13 protein-coding genes and 1 pseudogene are annotated in these 18,253 nt (G+C 73.1%); 3 read left to right on the plus strand and 11 right to left on the minus strand.

Going from position 1 to position 18,253, the window contains the following annotated elements; translation table 11 throughout:
• Window positions 1–153: 153 nt before the first annotated feature.
• From adhE to AB0G63_RS28595, 6 genes are all read right to left on the minus strand, one after another.
• Complete coding sequence (gene adhE / locus AB0G63_RS28570) at window positions 154–2,748, minus strand: bifunctional acetaldehyde-CoA/alcohol dehydrogenase (RefSeq protein ID WP_360755831.1); 2,595 nt, start codon at window positions 2,746–2,748, stop codon at window positions 154–156.
• 354 nt (window positions 2,749–3,102) lie between these two features.
• Window positions 3,103–4,005 carry a S1 family peptidase gene (locus AB0G63_RS28575; protein WP_360755834.1) on the minus strand — a complete coding sequence of 301 codons (903 nt, stop codon included), beginning with the start codon at window positions 4,003–4,005 and terminating at the stop codon, window positions 3,103–3,105.
• A gap of 361 nt (window positions 4,006–4,366) precedes the next feature.
• Window positions 4,367–5,284 carry an LLM class flavin-dependent oxidoreductase gene (locus tag AB0G63_RS28580; RefSeq protein WP_360755838.1) on the minus strand — a complete coding sequence of 306 codons (918 nt, stop codon included), beginning with the start codon at window positions 5,282–5,284 and terminating at the stop codon, window positions 4,367–4,369.
• The gene (locus tag AB0G63_RS28585; protein WP_360755840.1) at window positions 5,284–5,487 is read right to left on the minus strand and encodes a hypothetical protein; all 204 of its coding nucleotides are present in this window, start codon (window positions 5,485–5,487) and stop codon (window positions 5,284–5,286) included. Before AB0G63_RS28585 ends, AB0G63_RS28580 begins: the two co-directional genes overlap by 1 nt.
• A gap of 65 nt (window positions 5,488–5,552) precedes the next feature.
• Window positions 5,553–7,451: an FAD/NAD(P)-binding protein gene (locus AB0G63_RS28590; RefSeq protein WP_360755843.1), complete on the minus strand. Its 1,899-nt coding sequence runs from the start codon at window positions 7,449–7,451 to the stop codon at window positions 5,553–5,555.
• 682 nt (window positions 7,452–8,133) lie between these two features.
• Complete coding sequence (locus tag AB0G63_RS28595) at window positions 8,134–9,291, minus strand: DUF5685 family protein (protein ID WP_360755844.1); 1,158 nt, start codon at window positions 9,289–9,291, stop codon at window positions 8,134–8,136.
• Window positions 9,292–9,593: 302 nt separating this feature from the next.
• Between AB0G63_RS28595 and AB0G63_RS28600 the strand changes: the two genes are divergently transcribed.
• Window positions 9,594–10,031: a cell division protein SepF gene (locus AB0G63_RS28600; RefSeq protein ID WP_360755847.1), complete on the plus strand. Its 438-nt coding sequence runs from the start codon at window positions 9,594–9,596 to the stop codon at window positions 10,029–10,031.
• 240 nt (window positions 10,032–10,271) lie between these two features.
• On the opposite strand, the gene AB0G63_RS28605 is transcribed toward AB0G63_RS28600, so the two are convergent.
• On the minus strand, window positions 10,272–11,876 hold the full coding sequence (locus AB0G63_RS28605; protein WP_360755850.1) for an MFS transporter: 1,605 nt from the start codon (window positions 11,874–11,876) through the stop codon (window positions 10,272–10,274).
• 259 nt (window positions 11,877–12,135) lie between these two features.
• On the opposite strand from AB0G63_RS28605, the gene AB0G63_RS28610 reads away from it, so the two are divergent.
• Together AB0G63_RS28610 and AB0G63_RS28615 are read left to right on the plus strand one after the other, a co-directional pair.
• Window positions 12,136–13,356 (plus strand): hypothetical protein, encoded by a 1,221-nt coding sequence (locus tag AB0G63_RS28610; protein ID WP_360755853.1) that lies wholly within the window; start codon window positions 12,136–12,138, stop codon window positions 13,354–13,356.
• Between the two features lie 237 nt (window positions 13,357–13,593).
• Window positions 13,594–14,622, plus strand: a complete 1,029-nt coding sequence (locus AB0G63_RS28615; RefSeq protein ID WP_360755857.1) for a phosphatase PAP2 family protein — start codon at window positions 13,594–13,596, stop codon at window positions 14,620–14,622.
• Window positions 14,623–14,744: 122 nt separating this feature from the next.
• On the opposite strand, the gene AB0G63_RS28620 is transcribed toward AB0G63_RS28615, so the two are convergent.
• The 4 genes and pseudogenes from AB0G63_RS28620 to AB0G63_RS28635 form a co-directional block, all read right to left on the minus strand.
• Window positions 14,745–14,960 carry an I78 family peptidase inhibitor gene (locus tag AB0G63_RS28620; protein ID WP_360755859.1) on the minus strand — a complete coding sequence of 72 codons (216 nt, stop codon included), beginning with the start codon at window positions 14,958–14,960 and terminating at the stop codon, window positions 14,745–14,747.
• A gap of 331 nt (window positions 14,961–15,291) precedes the next feature.
• A pseudogene (locus AB0G63_RS28625) lies at window positions 15,292–16,245 on the minus strand (YafY family protein); the annotation flags it as partial.
• Between the two features lie 46 nt (window positions 16,246–16,291).
• Window positions 16,292–17,110 (minus strand): hypothetical protein, encoded by an 819-nt coding sequence (locus AB0G63_RS28630; protein WP_360755861.1) that lies wholly within the window; start codon window positions 17,108–17,110, stop codon window positions 16,292–16,294.
• Window positions 17,111–17,460: 350 nt separating this feature from the next.
• Window positions 17,461–18,123, minus strand: coding sequence for a transglycosylase family protein (locus tag AB0G63_RS28635; protein ID WP_360755863.1), 663 nt, complete (start codon window positions 18,121–18,123; stop codon window positions 17,461–17,463).
• Window positions 18,124–18,253: the final 130 nt, after the last annotated feature.

Below are 18,253 nucleotides of genomic sequence, written 5' to 3' on the forward strand. Positions count from 1 at the left end.
CCTGGTCGTCGTCGCGATGGGCCTGACCTACCGGCGGGTCGTGGTCTTCTGCTGCGTGTGGGGCGCCGCGGCCGCCGGTCAGGTCGGCGGGGGCGGCGGGGGCGGCGGCCGGGGTGGCCGGCGTCGTGGTGGGCCGGGCGGGACCCGGTCGGGTCAGGCGCCGTAGTACGCCTTGCGCATCAGCTCCTGCATGTCGTCGATCATCGGCATGCGCGGGTTGGCGGGCGCGCACTGGTCGGCGTAGGCGTTGAGGGCCTGCTGCGGGAGCGCCGCCAGGAAGGCCTCCTCGTCGACGCCCTCCTCCTTGAAGGAGGCCGGGATGCCGCAGCGCTCGCGCAGGTCCTCCACCGCCCGGGCGTAGGACTCCACCGCCTCCGCGGGGGTGGCCGCCGGCAAACCCAGCATGCGGGCGATGTCCTGGTAGCGCTCGGGCGCCCGGTAGGTCTCGGCCTTCGGCCACGGGGTCGCCTTGTGGGTGACCGTGCCGTTGTGCCGGATGACGTGCGGGAGCAGCAGCGCGTTGGTGCGGCCGTGGGCGACGTGGAAGGTGTTGCCCAGGGTGTGCGCCATGGCGTGGACGAGGCCGAGGAAGGAGTTGGCGAACGCCATGCCCGCGATGGTCGAGGCGTTGTGCATCCGCTCCCGGGCCTTCGGCGCCTTGGCGCCCTGCTTCACGCAGGCCTCCAGGTTCTCGAAGATCAGCCGGATCGCCTGGAGCGCCTGTCCGTCGGTGAAGTCGCTCGCGTACACCGAGACGTACGCCTCGGTCGCGTGGGTCAGCGCGTCGAAGCCGGAGTCGGCGGTCACCGTCGGCGGGAGGTTCATCGACAGGACCGGGTCGACGATGGCCACGTGCGGGGTGAGCGCGTAGTCGGCGAGCGGGTACTTCCTGGCGGCCTCCGGGTCGGAGATGACCGCGAAGGGGGTGACCTCCGAGCCGGTGCCCGAGGTGGTCGGGATGGCGATCAGCTTGGCCTTGTCGCCCAGCTGCGGGAACTTGTAGGCCCGCTTGCGGATGTCGAAGAACTTCTCCTTCGTGTCCGCGAACTCGACCTCCGGCCGCTCGTACATCAGCCACATCACCTTCGCCGCGTCCATCGGCGAACCGCCGCCGAGCGCGATGATGGTGTCCGGCCGGAACTCCCGCATGGCGGCCGCGCCCGCCTGCACGGTGGACAGCTCCGGGTTGGGCTCGATGTTGTCGATGTACTGCATCAGGACCGGTTCCTCACGCGAGTTGAGGATCTCGGTGACCCGGCGGACGAAGCCGAGCTGCTCCATGGTGCGGTCGGTGACGACGGTGACGCGGTGCACGTCGGGCATGGCCTTCAGGTAGCGCAGCGCGCCCTTCTCGAAGTAGATCTTCGGCGGGACCTTGTACCACTGCATGTTGTTGTTGCGCCGCCCGATCCGCTTGATGTTGAGCAGGTTGACCGCCGAGACGTTGTTGGACACCGAGTTGTGTCCGTACGAGCCGCAGCCGAGGGTGAGCGAGGGCAGGAAGGCGTTGTAGACGTCGCCGATCCCGCCGAGGCTGGCCGGCGCGTTGACGATCACGCGGATCGCCTTGACCCGCTTGCCGAACTCCTCCGCGAGTTCCTCGTCCTCGGTGTGGATGGCGGCGGAGTGTCCGAGGCCGTCGAACTCGACCATCTGAGTGGACAGCCGCAGTCCGTCCTCGGTGTCCAGGGCCTTCAGCGCGGCCAGCACCGGCGACAGCTTCTCCCTGGTCAGCGGCTCACGCTCGCCGACCTCGGTGCATTCCGCGACGAGGATCGAGGTGTCGTCGGGCACGGCGAAGCCGGCCTGCTCGGCGATCCAGGCGGCGGACTTGCCGACGATCGCCGCGTTCAGCTTGGCCTCACCGCAGTTGGTGCCGTGCGCGCTGACGCCGAAGAGGAACTGCTCCAGCTTCTCCTTCTCGGCGGCGGTGACGACGTGGGCGCCCAGCCGCTTCATCTCGGCGATGCCGGCCTCGTAGACCTCCCGGTCCAGGATGACCGCCTGCTCGGAGGCGCAGATCATGCCGTTGTCGAAGGCCTTGGACAGGACGACGTCGTGGATCGCCCGGGCGAGGTCGGCGTCGGCCGCGACGTAGGCGGGCACGTTGCCGGCGCCGACGCCGAGGGCGGGCTTGCCGCAGGAGTAGGCGGCGCGGACCATCGCGTTGCCGCCGGTGGCGAGGATGGTGGAGACGCCGTCGTGGTTCATCAGCAGCCGGGTCGCCTCCATCGACGGCTCGTCGATCCACTGCACGCAGTTCTCCGGCGCGCCGGCCGCGACGGCCGCGTCCCGCACGATGCGGGCGGCCTCGCGCGAGCACCCCTGGGCGCTGGGGTGGAAGGCGAAGACGATCGGGTTGCGGGTCTTCAGGGCGATGAGCGCCTTGAAGACGGTGGTGGAGGTCGGGTTGGTGACCGGCGTCATCGCGCAGACGACCCCGACCGGCTCGGCTATCTCGGTGACGCCGGTCAGCTCGTCGCGGTGGATCACGCCGACGGTGCGCAGACCGCGCATCGAGTGGGTGACGTGCTCGCAGGCGAAGATGTTCTTGACCGCCTTGTCCTCGAAGATGCCCCGGCCGGTCTCCTCGACCGCCAGACGGGCCAGGTCGCCGTGGGCGGCGAGGGCCGCGAGGGACGCCTTCTTGACGATGTGGTCGACCTGCTCCTGGTCGTAGGTCTCGAACTGGCGAAGTGCTTCCAGCGCGCCCTCGACCAGTACGTCCACCCGTTCTTCGACCTGCATGGCCGGCCTCCTCCACCACGACCCTTCGCTGACATATCCATTCGACCGCGGCGGCCCGATGCGGGGGGCGCGAGACCGGCCCCCACTTGGGGGGACGAAGGTCCCTGTTCACATCGTGCGAAAGTCCCGCCCCCACGTGCGGGACGGGACTTCCGGGACTCCGGCGGCTCCGGGGACTCCGGGGGCTCCAGGGCTCCGGGGCTCCGGGGCTCCGGGGCTCCGGGGCTCCGGGGCTCACGGCACGGGCGAGCCCCCGCACGGTGGGGCGTGCGGGGGCTCGGACGCTGCCGGCCACGGGTCGGCTCATGCGCGGGTCGGCTCATGCGCGCGCCGGTGGCGCGTATCGGCAGCGGATCAGTAGACGTGCACCCCGTAGGCGCTGAGCGCCTCGGTCACCGGCTGGAAGAAGGTCGTGCCGCCGGAGGTGCAGTCGCCGCTGCCGCCGGAGGTCAGACCGTAGGCGGTGGTGCCGCCGTACAGCGGGCCGCCGGAGTCGCCGGGCTCGGCGCAGACCGTGGTCTGGATCATGCCGTAGACGATGTCGCCGCCGCCGTAGTTGACGGTCGCGTTGAGCGCGGTTACGCGGCCGCTGTGCGTGCCGGTCGTGGAGCCGCGGCGGTAGACGGTGGTGCCGACCGACGGGGTGGCCGCGCTGGTGATGTCCTGGCTGCCCACGGTGCCCGACTTGGTCACGGACGAGTTCGTGTAGCGCACGATGCCGTAGTCGTTGGTGGGGAAGCTGGACCCGGCGGTGGTGCCGAGGGTGGTCGAGTGGGACGAGTCCGACCACCAGGTGCCCGCGCCGTCGGTGCAGTGACCGGCGGTCAGGAAGTAGTAGTTCCCGCTGGAGTCCTGGACGTTGAAGCCGAGCGAGCAGCGCCAGCTACTCGCATAGATCGCGTCGCCGCCGGAGATCAGCTTCTTGAAGGTGCCCGGGGTGTGCTTGATGGTCAGGGCACCGGCGTTGCTGCCGGCCTGGCGCTTGATCTTCGCGATCTCGGCCTTGGAGACCGTGCTGTCGACGGTGACGACGACCCGGTTGGTCTTGCTGTCGACGGCCCAGGCGGTGCCCGGGACATCGGCCTTCAGCACCGAGTTGCCCGCGCTCTTGAGCTGGGCGGTGCTGAAGGGGGTGGCGCTGGACGCGTTCGCGCTGGGGACCGCGACCGCTGCCGCGGCAACGAGTCCGGTGGTGACGGCGATCAGCCGAGTCCGTCTCGTGATACCGCTGCGGGGAGTTGTGCGCTTGATCCTCACTTTTCGTTCCCTCCAAGGGAATTCGGGGGCCCGCGTGGGGTCGGGGCCCGTGAGGCGCAGCCAGGCGCACAGGTATCCGGATTTCGGACACGCTGTGTCTCTGACGAGGCGCTTGCCGGGAGTATTCGGCCGCAGCGTCGAGCGGCGCAAGGGCGCCTTTCGGCCGCATGACGTCCAACCGGGCTTCACCGCAAGGTCGTTGATCTTGCCGCGGACCGAAGCATTCTCGCTGTTCTTCACCCTGGAGGGTGGAAGTCCGCACCCGGCGGGAGTCCGTGAGACGCCGTCGGAATGGCGCAATGCCTGTCATGCCCGCGTCAGCCGACTCGGCGTGGCGATGAAACCACGGCATGCCGGACCGTCAGGACGCGCCACCGGCCACGGTGTGCCGGGCGGCGGGGGCCGCGAGGCCGAGGTGGTCCCGCAGCGTGCCGCCCGGATAGAAGGTGCGGAACAGGCCGCGGTGCTGGAGCAGCGCGGCCGTTCCGTTGACCAGTCGCTCCAGGTCACGGCGCGGTTCGACGGGCGTGAGGTGGAAGCCGTCGACGGCGCCCTCGGTGTACCAGGCGGCGATCAGCTCCGCGAGGTCCACGGGACCGCCCCGGTACAGCGGGCCCCGCGCGGTCTGCCGCGGACCGCCGCCGCCGTGGCCGGGTTCGGCGGCGTGCTCGCCGCCGCCGAGATCGACGAGGAGGCTCGCGAGCACGCGCGGGCCGTGCCGGCCGCGCCCGTATGCGGCGGCCTCCTCCCGCAGCCGGTCCCGTACGGCCGCCGCCTGCGCGCGGCCCGCGACCCGGACGAGCGCCACGTCGGCGTACCGGGCGGCGACGCGCCGGGCGGGTTCCTCGGTGGCGTCGACCACGCGCACCGGACGGCCCTGCGGGGAGCGCGGCTCGCCTCGTGCGCCGGCGTCGTCCTCCCGGTCGTCCCACAACCCGGCTGCCGCGTCGGCGGCTTCACCGGCGCCGCCCGCGGCGCCCGCGGCGGCCGGCACGTCGATGCGCCAGCCGGCCCGGCCGTGGCTGACCCGGTCGAGGGCGGCGACGGCGGCCCGGACGCGCCACGGCTCGGTGCCCGTGGTCGTGACGCCGGGCACCAGACCGACGCGGCTGGTGGCGTGCGCGACCCTGGTCAGCACGGCCAGGGCGGAGGAGTCGTCGTCCAGCGTCACGAAGTCGAGCCCTCCGCGCTCGGCGAGCCGCGCGAGTTCCACATGACATCCGTCGTCGACCGCCGCGATCGGGTCCATGGCGGCGGCCAGGTGCAGCATCCTGGACATCACAGGCCCCAGGAGGGGAAGGCCCGCGTGCGCTCGTCGCGCGGAGCGTCGAGGACGTCGAGGGTGTCGACGCCGTCGCCGGGCGGGTCCTGCTCGACGATCCGCCGTTCGGGCAGCCGGTCACCGGCGCGCCGGCGGCCCACCGGCGCGCCGTCCATGCGGTCGCTGTTGCGGACGGCCCTGTTGTCGACCGTGACGCTCATCGCGGGGACTCCTTGGGGTCGGGGGTGTTCGGTGCGGTGGGACGTACGCGGGCGCCGCAGCCGCCTCACGGCGCCGTGGAGGCGTCGAGCGCCGTGGAGCCGTCGAGCGCCGTGGAGGCGTCGAGCCCGGTGGCGGAGCCGAACTCCGTGACGGAGCCGAGCGCTGTGACGGAGCCGAGCGCCGTGGAACTCCCGAGCTCCGTGACGGAGCCGTGCGCCGTGGCGGAGTCGAGCGTGGACAGGAACCGCAGCGCGCTCCGGGCGGTCGCGTCGTTCTGCCGGAACGCGGGGCCGCCGGTGCGCGGCCGGGTGAAGGCGCCCGGGGTGCGGCCGTCGGTGTACGGGCCGAGCGCGAACCGCCGCGGATGCGGCCGGCCGTCCCGGTCGAGGATCCGCCCGTCCGCGGGGTCCACCCGGAGCAGCCCGTCGGGCGTCTCGGCCGCCCCGTCGGCGTGCAGGGCGCGCAGCAGGCTGTCGCGGGCCCGGCCGACGGTGGGTTCGGGCAGCCGTGCCTCGACCAGCGCGCGCGCCTCGACGGCGAAGCCCGGCACGGTGGCGCTCGACGCGCGGAACACGCCGTCCTCGGCGGTGACGCTCATGTCGGCGCCCAGGAAACGCAGCACTCCGGCCCGGGACAGCGCCAGCATCTGCCGCAGCCGGGGTCCGGGCGGCCCGGAGGCCAGGTAGCTGAAGAAGCCGTGCCACCAGGAGCCGATGCCACCGAGCCGGACCAGCTGGCCGTAGACCGAGAGCAGGGCGAGGAAGACGGCCAGGTCGGTGCTGTGCCGCGGATCGTGACGCCGTGCCAGGTCGCGCTCCACGTAAGCGCGCATGCCTTCCTGGAACTCCTCGTGGGAGCCGTGGCGCACCCCGTCCAGCGGACGGTCGAGCGCGGCCAGGTCGAGCCGGTCGGCCGGGTCGGGCACGGCGGACACCACGAGGGCCTGCAGGTCCGCGCCGCTCGCGGCCGTGAACTTCTCCTCGAAGTCGGCCCAGGACATGGCGGTGCGTTCGGGGTGGGCGGTGAACAGCCGGTGGTAGTGCGCGAACCGCAGCTCCTTCTCCACCAGCGGCCAGACGTCACGCCGGAAGTCGAAGCCGTCCGGCCGGGCGAGCAGCGCCTCGGTCTCGGCCGGCCCGAAGAACCTCGGCAGCGGTGGCCGTTCGCCGTCGAGGTCGTAACCGATCTTCGAGTGGTACGGCACTCCGCGCCGCGATCCCACGTACAGCACCGGCTCCCGGCCCGACGGCACGTACGTGTCACCCTCGTACCGTCCGCCCCGTCCCTCGGTCAGCAGCACCATCAGGTCGACGAAGGCGAGCCCGAAGCCGCGCACGAGGACGCTCTCGCCGGGTTCGAGCGCGGACAGGTCGCTGTCGGCGGTGAAGTCCGGCGGCAGGTGGACCAGCCCGTGCTCACGGGCGTACGACGCCAACCGCGCCTGCTCGGGGTCCAGTTCGGCGTCTAGGTGGCCCAGCGCGAGGATGACGAGGTCGGCCGGGAGCGGGCGTGGACGGTCCTCCAGCCACACCTGCTGGCGGCCCTCGGGTGTCCCGTCGACGCGCAGCGCACGCCGGGCGTGGTGGTGGACGGTGATCTCCGGGGGCAGGGCGGCGACGGCCCGCTCGTGGGCCCAGCGCAGGTACGCGCCCTGCAACTGCCGGTCGGCGAAGGTGCGTCCGTCGATGCCGGCCCACTCGTGCAGGGTGGGGCCCTCCCGCACCGGGCCCTCCATGGCCACCGTCTCGTCGGTGAACACGGTGACGTCCTCGGCGTGGGAGTTCATCCACAGCAGCGGCGACTGCGCGGCGCGCCAGATGCGCCCGCCGCCCGGCGGATGCGGGTCGACGAGGTGGATGTCGAGGCCCCGGCCGGCGTACAGCCCGGGCGCGTTGGCGGCGATACGCTCGATGACGCCGGTGCCCCGGGGTCCGGCGCCGACGATGACCAGCTGCGGCCTCATCGCAGGCGCTCCGGTCCGCGGGCGTGGCGATTCTCCCCGTGGAACCGGGCGGGGGCTTCGGCCGATCGGCCGGACCGGCGCCGCGGATCGGTCCGCGGGGCGTCCGCCCGCTGCGGTATGTCCGGTGCGGCGGGGGCTTGGGCGAGGGTGTCGGAAGACATGCGAAGGCTCCGTGACATAGGTCGAACACGGTGATGCCTTCACACGGGCGCGCCTGACGGCGCCGCGCGGCCGAGCCCCTCAGCAGAGCCGCCCACCGACTGTACGGGGGCGTTTCCCTCCGCTGTCAAGGATGTCCGGAATATGGACCGTGCGTCTCACGTCAGTTGACGCGGAACCGGATGCCTGTTCCACTTGGCCCATGCATCCGCATCAGTGGCTGGTCACGCGCTCCCACATCGACTTCGGTCGCGTGTGGTCCTCTTCCTGTTGAGCCGACCCCGCTGCGCGCCCTGATCCGACCGGGCGCCTTCCGCGTTCTCCTTCTTCACCTTCCTTCACCTTCTTCTCCTCGTCTTCGCCTTCACACGCGCACCCCTCCCCTCGCGCTCTTTCACGTCTCCCGCACACAGGACATCGCACGCGATGCGCACACCCACACGCGTCCTCTCCCCAATGACGCGGCCGCCTCCCGGCTCCGCCGCCCGCCGGCTCTCACCGGCGGGGCCGGCGGACACCCGGTTCAGCAGTCGCAGCCGCAGTCGCAGCAGTCGCACCCGTCACCGCAGTTCCCGCAGCACTCGCAGCAGTTGCAGCAGTCGCCGCAGTCACTGCAGTCGGCGTTGCTGCACAGGCCGTCGCGGCGTTGGCGGCTCCACGGGTCCTCGAACTCGCCGCAGCACATCTGGCAGGTACAGGCGAGCCCCAGCCACACCGCGCAGCCCGCGATGAGCCCGCGCGGGGCGCGGGGCGGCAGCGGGGTGCCCGGCCCGCCGGGCGGCGCGGACGGACCGGACGCCGACTTCGCGGTCCCGTGGGCGCAGGAAGCGGTACCGAAGGCCCGGTCGACGGAGGTGCGCAACTCGTGCACGAGCAGCCGGTGCACGAGCGCGCCGTCCGTGAACTCGGCCTCGCGCAGCGCCAGCCGTATCCCGTGCAGCGCGTCGTCGGCCAGCCGCCGGGCCTCGGTGAGCGGTGTCCCGGTGGCGGTGAGCGGGTTCCACGCGCCCGAGGCGGCGTCGGCCTCCTGGTCCTCCACGGCGTCCAACAGGTGCGCGAGCCGCCCGAAGAGACGGCCGGCCTCGGCGAGCGGCTCGGCGTTGCCCGGCCGGCCGGCCAGCACCGCGGTGTGGGCGAAGGCGGCGGCGGTCGCCGTCTCGGTGGGCTCGGTGACCGTCAGCACGGGCGTCCCCGGCCCGGCGAGCGCCTCGATGCCGGTCTGCCGCTCCACCGCGTCCAGCAGGACGGCGGTGTCGAACCCGACGGCGACACCGCCGCGGGCGCCCGCCGCACCCCAGCTCGCGGCGACCCGGCGGGCGGCGACGGCCACGGGCCGGCGGGCCAGCAGCCCGTCGCCGTCGGCGACATGGTCGCGCACCTTGGCCGAGGCGAGCACCAGCGAGACGGCGGCGGCGAGATGCGCCCCCTCGCCCCGCGCGACGGACGCGGTGCGCATGCCGCGCAGGGGGCACGGCCCCGCCGTGCGCCGCCGCCCGTCCTGCCTTTCGGCCTGAGCCTCCGTCAGCACCGATATGAGAAGTCCGTCATAGTTCGTCACGAATCGCGCGAACTGTCCGTGGTCCTTACGGAGAGCGAGACACAACCCGCACAGATGGGCCATCCACTGGGCCCCCAGGCGCTCTCCCAGCCGATGCCGACAAGGTCTGACAATTCCGAACAAGACGATCCCCCCGTGGCGTGCGCGACCACCTGTAAGGCGTTGAACTGGCGCATCGTACCGACCGTTCCTTCACCCGTACGCGCCGCCCGTCACCCGTCCGCCAGCAAGAATCATATTTCACTCACAGTCAGCAGCCGTTTGGGCAACAACCCTTGGGACATACGGACTCTCGACGGATTCGCTGTGCACCAGTACCGTCACAAACCCCCCGCGCGGCGTCTATCCACTTGGCGCGACGTCCGCATCATGGATGACCATAGGGATGCGGAAAGCACGAAAGACCGCTGTGAGAGGAGGCGTCCATGGGATCGGTACGCAAGGCGAGTGCCTGGCTTGGCCTCGTCGACGACAAAGATGACGAGCGTTACTACGACGACGACTACTCCGAAGGGACCGAGCCCGGGGATGCCTGGGTCACCGACCCGCGGGTCAGGGTGGCCACGGACGTCGCGGAGGACCGCGGCCGCCGCATCGGCACGATCACGCCGGACAGCTTCCGGGACGCTCGCGCCATCGGCGAGATGTTCCGCGAGGGCGTTCCGGTGATCATCAACCTCACGGCCATGGAGCCCGGCGACGCCAAGCGCGTCGTCGACTTCGCGGCCGGGCTCATCTTCGGCCTGCGCGGCTCGATCGACCGCGTGTCCAACCGCGTGTTCCTGCTGAGCCCGGCCGACACCGAGATCGTGAGCGGCGAGCCGGCCTCCCACCGGACGGACGGGTTCTTCAACCAGAGCTGAGGCAGGGCCGCTCACCGGCCCCGCCCCACGCGGGGTTCACCGGAAGGCGTCGAGCCCGGTGAGCGCCTTGCCCAGCACGAGCTGGTGTCGTCCGCGCCGTACGGCAGATCTCGATGGCCTCGCGGACGTCGTCCAGTCCGCCGAAGCCGACCTGCTCGGGACGCAGGCGGCCGGCACGGCATCCGAGCGCCGCCCCGGGTGGGCGGGCGAGCAGAATCCCCTGGCGCGGTTCGACCGGGATCACACCGAGACACGGGGCTGGGTGGCCTCCCGGGGTGCGGGCACCTCGACGGCCGGCGGCTCCGCGCACTGCATCACCCTCGGCAGCCGCAGCGCCATCACCGCCCCCAGCAGCAACAGCCCGGCGCTCACCAGCAGCGTCACGTGCAGCCCGTGCACGAAGGAGTCCCGCGCCGCCCGGTGCAGGGCCGCGCCGACCGGCCCGCCGAGCTTCCCGGCGACCTCGTAGGCCTCGCCCAGCGAATGCCCCGCCGAGGCGGACGCCGACGCCGGCACCCCGGGGACGGCCGACAGCCCCGGCGCGTACGCCGCGTTCATCACGCTGCCGAGCAGCGCGATCCCGATGCCGGCGCCCAGCTGGTACGACGTCTCCCCGATCGCCGCAGCCCCGCCGGCCTGCGCGGTCGGGGCCTCGCTCAGCATCGACTCGTACGCCCCGAACAGCGTCGTCTCCAGGCCGAAGCCCAGCAGCACGAAACCGGACAGCAGCAGCGCGGGGTCGTCCGTCGCGCCCATCGCGGTCAGCAGCACCACGGCCCCGGCGGTCAGGCAGAACCCGAAGCACACCATCCGGCGCGGCCCGAAGCGCCGCAGCATCCGTGCCCCCGCCAGCCCGGCAGCCATCGCGGCGAACGTCAGCGGCAGCAGCCGCAGGCCCGTCTCCAGGGGCGACAGCCCGAGCACCAGCTGCAGGTACTGCGCGGCGATCAGCTCCAGGCCCACCAGGGCGAGCATCGCCAGCACGATGCACCCCACGGACGTGCTGAACGCCGGCCGCGCGAACATGCCGAGGTCGACCAGCGGATGCGTACGGCGCCGCTGCCTGCGCACGAACAGCACCAGCAGCAGCGCGCCCACCACCAGGGGCGCCACCGTGAACACGCTCCCCGGCGCTTCGCCGCCGCCGAGCCGCTTCACGCCCAGCACCACGCCGAACAGCCCGGCCGCCGCGGTCAGCGCGCCGACCACGTCCCAGGGCCCGTCGCTCGCGCCCCGCGACTCCGGCAGCAGGATCCGGCCCACCGGCAGGCTGACCAGCATCAGCGGGATGTTGACCAGGAAGACCGAACCCCACCAGAAGTGCTCCAGCAGGAAGCCGCCGAGCAGCGGGCCGACGGCCGCGCCGACCGCGGCGACCGCGCTCCAGACACCGATCGCGAGCGCCCGTTCACGCCGGTCGGGGAAGACCTGGCGCAGGATCGAGAGCGTGGCCGGCATGATCATCGCGCCGCCGACGCCGAGCAGCGCCCGCGCCATGATCAGAACCTGGGGATCGCGGGCGAGGGCGGCCAGCCCGGAGGCGACGCCGAACAGCGCGTAACCGAGGAGCAGGATCCGTCTGCGGCCGACCCGGTCGCCGAGCGTGCCGAAGAGGATCAGCAGCGAGGCGCAGACGAGCGGGTAGACGTCGACGATCCAGAGCAGTTCTATCGCGCCGGGCCTGAGGTCCTCGGTGACGGCCGGCACCGCCACGTGCAGCACGGTCGCGTCGACCGCCACCAGCAGCAGGCTGACGCACAGCACGACGAGGACGACCCAGCGGTTGGCACCGGCCCCGGCCGCCCGACGGCGCAGCTCAGCGGCGGCCGTGGTCGTTAGGGACATGTACGTACCTCCCAGACTTTCCCTCGCGTCCGGCGGGCTCACGGGTGGGGACTCCCCGTGACTCTGGCCGAGAGGAGCAGTGCTCCCCGGCCCGCGCAAACGAAGGCGAGTGACACGTCAGAGTACGCGAGATCCGGACAGTACCGAGTGGCGGACCTCTCAGACTCCGCGCGAACCTGTGTGGCGTACGCCACTCTCCTCCCCCGCGACCACGCCCCGCCCGGCCGTCCGGTTCCGCGTGCGGCCGATAATCGGGGCCGTGACCGATCTCGCGACGCGCGCCGCCCCGCCCGGCGCCGCGGCCCTGCGCCGGGCGGCCCCGGCCCTGCTCGGGTACGCGGCCGTGCGCGCCCTGGGCCTGGTGGTACTGGCCCTGTGGAGCGCGGCGCGCGGCAGGAGCGCGTACACCCTGCTCACCGCCCGCTGGGACTCGCTGTGGTACGCGAGGGTCGCCGGGCTCGGTTACGGCTACGAGGTGCGGCTGCCGAACGGGGACGTCCACTCGAACCTGGCGTTCTTCCCGCTGCTGCCCTGGCTGGAGCGGCTGCTGCACGCCGTGACGCCGCTGTCGTACGCGGGCGCGGGGTTCGCGGTCGCCCTGCTCTCCTCGCTCGCTGCGGCCTGGGGGATCTTCGCCGTCGCGGACCGGCTGTACGGCCCGCGGGCCGGGGTGTGCGCGGTGCTGCTGTGGGCGGCCCTGCCCGTCGGGATCGTGCAGTCGATGGCGTACAGCGAGTCGCTGTTCACGGCGCTGGCCGCCTGGTCGCTGTGCGCGGTGCTGGCCGGCCGCTGGCCGGCGGCCGGCTCGCTGGCCCTGCTGGCGGGGCTGACCCGGCCGGTGGGGCTCGCGGTCGCGGCCGCCGTGTGGGCGGCGGGCATCGCCTCGTTCGTGCGAAACGGGAGCGTTCCCGGCCCGCACGGCGCGCGCGGCCCCGCACGCGCCCCCCACCGCGGGGACAACCCGCCCCCAGGGGGCGCGACCGTCCGGCGGCGCGCCCTCGGCATGCTGCTCGCGCCCCTCGGCACGGCCGGGTACGTCCTGTGGGTCGGCCGGCGCACCGGCCAGGGCCTCCTCGGCTACCTCGACGTCCAGGCGGGCTGGCGCAACGGCTTCGACGGCGGCTACGCCTTCGCCCGCTTCGTCGCCGGCCGGTTCACGTCCCTCCCGTCGGCCCTCGCGGGCGTCGGCCTGATCGCCGGGGTCGTCCTGGTCGGCCTGTTGTACGGGGCGTGCGTGCGGCAGCGCCAGCCGCTCCCGCTCCTGGTGTACGCGGGCGCGGTCACCGCCCTCGCGTTGTGCGCGTCGGGCTACTTCGGTTCCAAACCGCGCCTGCTGATGCCCGCCTTCCCGCTGCTGCTGCCCCTCGCCGTGGTTCTGGCGCGGCTGCGCCCGTCCAGGTCGGCGCTGGTGGTGGGCGGCGTCGCGGCGGTGTCCGCCGTGTACGGGGCGTTCTGGCTGAACGGCTCGGGTCCGCCGTGAGCGACCGCGCTGCGTGATGAGCGCCCGGGTAAATCCGTACCAGCATTCGGTTAACGAATTCAAAAGCTCCATTTAACCGTTCCATGGAATGATCAAAGGAATTGAAGGAGCACGCGGCCCCGGCAATGTGGATTCGCTGGAAATAAAGCCCGGCTGAGAGGAATCCCACATCACATCGTCATCACAAAGCCGCTGATTCGACGGAGAACTGCGCTCACTCGCTGTAACGTCGATTGGGTGCGTACCGAACGAATCCTCACCCGTCTGGACCGGGTGTTCACCAGGCTGGACCGGGAGCCGCAACGACCGGCCAACCTCGACGTGCCGAGGATGAGCCGGCACCGGGTGGCGCTGCTCGTCGGCACGTTCGCCTTCTACCTGGCGATCGTGTGGCTCGTGGTGACCACCTCGTGGCTGGTCCGCCTCGACTGGCAGGTCATGTTCTTCCGGCCGTACCAGCAGTGGTCCGGCATCCACTGGTTCGTCGACTACTACGTGGTCCTGGGCCAGCGCGGGCCCACCGCGGTGATGGTCGCGGCCTGGCTGGGCTGGCGCTCCTGGCGGCAGCACACGCTGCGCCCGCTGCTGACCCTGGGCGCCTCGCTGCTGCTGCTGAACGTCACGGTGGGCGCCGCGAAGCTCGGCATGGGCCGCCTCGGCCCGCACTACGCCACCACCATCGGCTCGAACGAGATGGGCCTGGGCGGCGACATATTTCCCAGCGGCCACACCGCCAACGCGGTGGTGACCTGGGGCATCCTGGCCTATCTGGCGTCCACCCCGAGAGCCCGCCGCTGGCTGTCCGCCGTGTCCGCGGTGACCGCGCTCGGCGTCGGGATGGCCACCGTGTACCTCGGTACGCACTGGCTGAGCGACGTGCTGCTCGGCTGGACCGCCGGTCTGCTCATCCTGCTCGCCCTGCCCTGGTGCGAGCCGCTGATCGCCGGCGCCGAGGTCGCCCTCTTCGACCTGCGCGACCGCTGGCGCGCCCGCGGCGGCGTCACCGGCGCCGCGCCCGCCCCGGTCGCGGTGCCCGCGCTCACCGAGCCGCGGGCCTCCTCCGCGCAGGACGAGGCCGCGGCCCGCGAGACGATCGCCGCCATGACCCGTTCGGCACGCGCGCCGGTCTACCTGGCCCCGGGGCCGCACACGACCCGCTCGGAGCGCACGCCGGTCACGCCGGCCGGCAGCCGCAGGCCGCCGCACGCCGACCGCGTCCCGCGTACCACGACCACCTCGGCGGCCCGGCCGGTCGCGGGCGGCTGACGCCACCGGCGCGGCGGGGCCGGTACGCACAGCCTCCCCCGCGCGGGGACGGCCCCGGTTCCCTCGCGGAGCCGGGGCCGTCGCCGTCCGTCAGCGCCCGGAGCCGGGGCCATCGCCGTCCGTCAGCCCTTCCAGGCCCGCGTCACCCGGCCGTCGGTCACCTCGAAGTTCAGCCGGCCGACGCGGTACTCCATCGTGATGATCGCCCCCGGCGGCAGCGAGCGCACCGTGCTCCAGCCACGCTCACGCGCGAGCCGCTCGGCCCCGGCGGCGTCGAGTCCGACGTAGCCCTCCGGGCTGTCCTGGGGCTCCGCCGGCGGAGTGGGAATCGAGTCCATGCCGCCACGCTAGGCCCTGGCCCGCGGCCGGGGAAGGCCGGACCGGCGCGGAGGGGCGCCCGTCCTGCTCCGGTCACACTTCTGTCACAGGACCACGACACGCGTTTCGGTCGAACACCATCACTCGTTCGGACGGTTCCGGACATCTTCCGCGGGTAAAGCGAACGGAATTCCCGTGCGGTGCGACGGCGCCTCCGATATCCGCTCGGAAAACGCCCCGAAAGTCCCCCCGGACCCCATTCCCGGCCGATTCCGCCCGGGAGGCACGAACCGCCCGGACACAGGGAAAGCACCGTTCGGCCACAGGATCCCCGCGTCACGGAGCCTCGCCCAGGGCCCGGGACAGGCGGTCACGGGCGGTCCTGATCGCGTCGGTGAGCTCGGCGGGCTCCAGCACCTCGAAGTCGAAGCCGGTCATCATGACGTACAGCACCATCAGGTCGAGGCTCGCGGCGCCGGCGCGCAGGATGCAGCGTCCGGGCCCGTCCGCCTCCAGCCGGCCGGCCGACGGCGAGATGCGCTCGGCCGCCGTTTCCAGGGGCGCCAGCAGCCGGATGACGGCATGCTCGGCGTACACGCGCGTGGAGACGCCCTGGGAGACGTACGCGGCGAGGTCGTCGGCGGGCGGGGTGCGCGGGGCGAAGCGGGGGCCGTGCGGGGGCCTGGGGGTGATGCGGTCGACGCGGAAGGTGCGCCAGTCGCCGCGGTCGAGGTCCCAGGCGACCAGGTACCAGCGGCGCTCGCTGCACACCAGGCGGTGCGGCTCGACCGTGCGGCGGGTGGCGGCGCCGCCGTGGTCGCGGTACTCGAAGCGCAGGCGTTCGCAGTCCCGGCACAGGGCGGCCAGCTCGGTCAGGACCGCCGGGTCGACGGCGGAGGACTGCGGGCCGCGCAGCATCGGCACGGTGAAGGCGTTCAGCGCGCCCACCCGACGGCGCAGCCGGCCCGGCAGCACCTGCTCCAGCTTGGCCAGGGCCCGCACGGACGTCTCGCCGATGCCCTCGATGCCCTGCCCGGCGGCCGTGCGCAGCCCGACGGCCACGGCGACCGCCTCGTCGTCGTCCAGCAGCAGCGGCGGCAGCTCCGCCCCCGCGCCCAGCTGGTAGCCGCCGCCGGTGCCGGGGCTGGCGTTGACGGGGTAGCCGAGCTCGCGCAGCCGCTCCACGTCCCGGCGCACGGTGCGCGGGGTGACGCCGAGACGTTCGGCGAGGTCGGCGCCGGACCATTCACGGTGGGCCTGCAGGAGCGAGAGCAGGCGCAGCAGTCGTGCCGAAGTCTCCAACATGACCCGAGTCTGCCAGCCATCGCGGACAGGTTTTGTCCGCGATGGGTCACCGCGGTGACGCGGCGGGGGTGACGGGGGTGACGGACACGGACAGGTCGTTGTCGCGTGTGTAGTAGGGACCGGCCTCGACCGGGCCGTGCGGGGTGTCCACGCGCACGCGTGCGCCGGCGGGCCCGGGCTTCCGGTCGGCGACGTCGTCGAGCAGCCGCGCGATCCGCACGCCCGGCCCCGTCGTCCCCGCGGGCCGCAGCCACAGGTCCCAGATGCCCGGCTCCAGGCGGGCGTAGGGCACGGTGAAGCGGAACTCGGCGTCCTCGGCGCGGATGTCCAGCCGCCGCACGGGGTCCGGGGCGTGGCGGCCGCGCACTTCGGCGCAGGCGTCGGCGGTGAGCGCGGTGCCGTACACGCGTCCGTGCACCGTCAGCGTGCCCTCGCCGGTGCGCAGGTCGCCCGCCTCGGCGTGCGGGGCGCGCAGCCAACTGCGGACGGTGAGGTTGCCCTGCCGGGTCGCGTAGGGAACCCGCACGGCGACGTGGCCGCGGGAGCCGCTGGGCGTGCGGGCCGCGAGGGAGCGCAGGTCGGTGACGCCGGGCACGAGACGCCGTGTCTCGCCGTCGTCCGTGCAGGCGAAGGCGTCCCAGCGGCCCTCGGGCAGCGCGACGATGCTGGGCAGCGCGGCGCGCAGGCGGCCGCTCGCCGCCGGGGTCAGCGGCAGGCAGACCTCCTCCCGACCGTCGCGGCGGCGCAGCACCAGGTGGGCCGTCCCCGCCTCGCCGGCCGCGGGGACGTCGAAGGTCAACCCGCCCGCGGAGTCGGCGATGCAGTCGGCGCGCAGCGGTGCGGACCGCCGAGCCGGCGTCGTCATGCGGTGCGGATCTCCCCTCGGGTCTGTCTGGGCCCTCCTCGGCGTGCTCTGCCCGGTTGGACCCGCGACCCGGCGCTTTGGTTGCATGATCTACGCCTCGTACGGCAGTTGCGGCACGTCGAAGCAGGTGCTGTTCATGTCGCCCCGGGGCACCCGGCTCTCACCACCGGGTGCCGGTCCGGGCAGGACACGCCCGGTGCTTTCAAGGGTCGGCTTGCAGGCGGCATGGCGCAAGTCCACCGGCGGGCTCGGAACAGGCGCCCAGGCACATCGCAGAAGCCCCGGCCCGGGATCCGGGCAGGGATCCGGGGCCGGGGCGGGGCAGGGCGGGGCAGGGTGGGGCGGGCTGGTCAGATTTCGAGCCGCTGCCCGGGCATGATGACGTCGGGATCGGCGCCGATGACGGCCTTGTTGCGGGCGTACAGCCGCTGCCAGGTGGTCCCGTGCCGGGCGGCGATCGTGCTCAGCGTGTCGCCCGCGCGGACGGTGTAGTCGCCGCGGGACTCCCCGCGGCCGGGGTGGCCCGCCGAACGTTCCGGCGCCTTCACCGGCTTCGACGGCTTGGACGGTTTCGACGACTGCGACGTGGCGGACTCGGTGGCCGACGAGGAGCCGGACGCGGCCGCGGGCGCGTCGCCGTACGCCCCGGCCCGTGCCGCACAGGTCGGCCAGGCGCCCCAGCCCTGGGCGCGCTGGACCCGGGCGGCGACGGCGATCTGCTGTTCCCTGGTGGCCTTGTCGGCCGTCGGCGCGTAGGCCGTGCCGCCGTACGCGCGCCAGGTGCCGGCGGAGAACTGGAGTCCTCCGTAGTAGCCGTTGCCGGTGCTGATGTGCCAGTCGCCGCCGCTCTCGCAGCGGGCGATGCGGTCCCACACCCCGCCGTCCGCCGCCGCGGCGTCGCCGGTCGCGGTCAGCAGTCCGAGGGGGGCGGCGAGCAGAGCGGCCCCGGCGAGGACCGCCGTCGTACGCGTCTTACGGACGTTGTCGCGGGTGGTATCGGCACATTCGGACATGTGATTCCTTCCCGAAGGACCTGGATCCGCAAACGGATCCGAACGGTGCTCGTTGCACCGCTCGTTGCACACGGCGGAGGAATGTAGGGAGGTCACCGAGCCGGCATCAACCAACTGCCTGTCTTTCCAG

Origin of the sequence: Streptomyces sp. NPDC020996 (genome assembly GCF_040641355.1) — a bacterium.
GTDB lineage: Bacteria > Actinomycetota > Actinomycetes > Streptomycetales > Streptomycetaceae > Streptomyces.

Excerpts from the sequence above, each read along its gene's own strand:
- adhE (WP_360755831.1), bottom strand. The coding sequence starts at position 2,748 with ATGCAGGTCGAAGAACGGGTGGACGTACTGGTCGAGGGCGCGCTGGAA.
- AB0G63_RS28580 (WP_360755838.1), bottom strand. The coding sequence starts at position 5,284 with ATGTCCAGGATGCTGCACCTGGCCGCCGCCATGGACCCGATCGCGGCG.
- AB0G63_RS28585 (WP_360755840.1), bottom strand. The coding sequence starts at position 5,487 with ATGAGCGTCACGGTCGACAACAGGGCCGTCCGCAACAGCGACCGCATG.
- AB0G63_RS28590 (WP_360755843.1), bottom strand. The coding sequence starts at position 7,451 with ATGAGGCCGCAGCTGGTCATCGTCGGCGCCGGACCCCGGGGCACCGGC.
- AB0G63_RS28600 (WP_360755847.1), top strand. The coding sequence starts at position 9,594 with ATGGGATCGGTACGCAAGGCGAGTGCCTGGCTTGGCCTCGTCGACGAC.
- AB0G63_RS28605 (WP_360755850.1), bottom strand. The coding sequence starts at position 11,876 with ATGTCCCTAACGACCACGGCCGCCGCTGAGCTGCGCCGTCGGGCGGCC.
- AB0G63_RS28620 (WP_360755859.1), bottom strand. The coding sequence starts at position 14,960 with ATGGACTCGATTCCCACTCCGCCGGCGGAGCCCCAGGACAGCCCGGAG.
- AB0G63_RS28630 (WP_360755861.1), bottom strand. The coding sequence starts at position 17,110 with ATGACGACGCCGGCTCGGCGGTCCGCACCGCTGCGCGCCGACTGCATC.
- AB0G63_RS28635 (WP_360755863.1), bottom strand. The coding sequence starts at position 18,123 with ATGTCCGAATGTGCCGATACCACCCGCGACAACGTCCGTAAGACGCGT.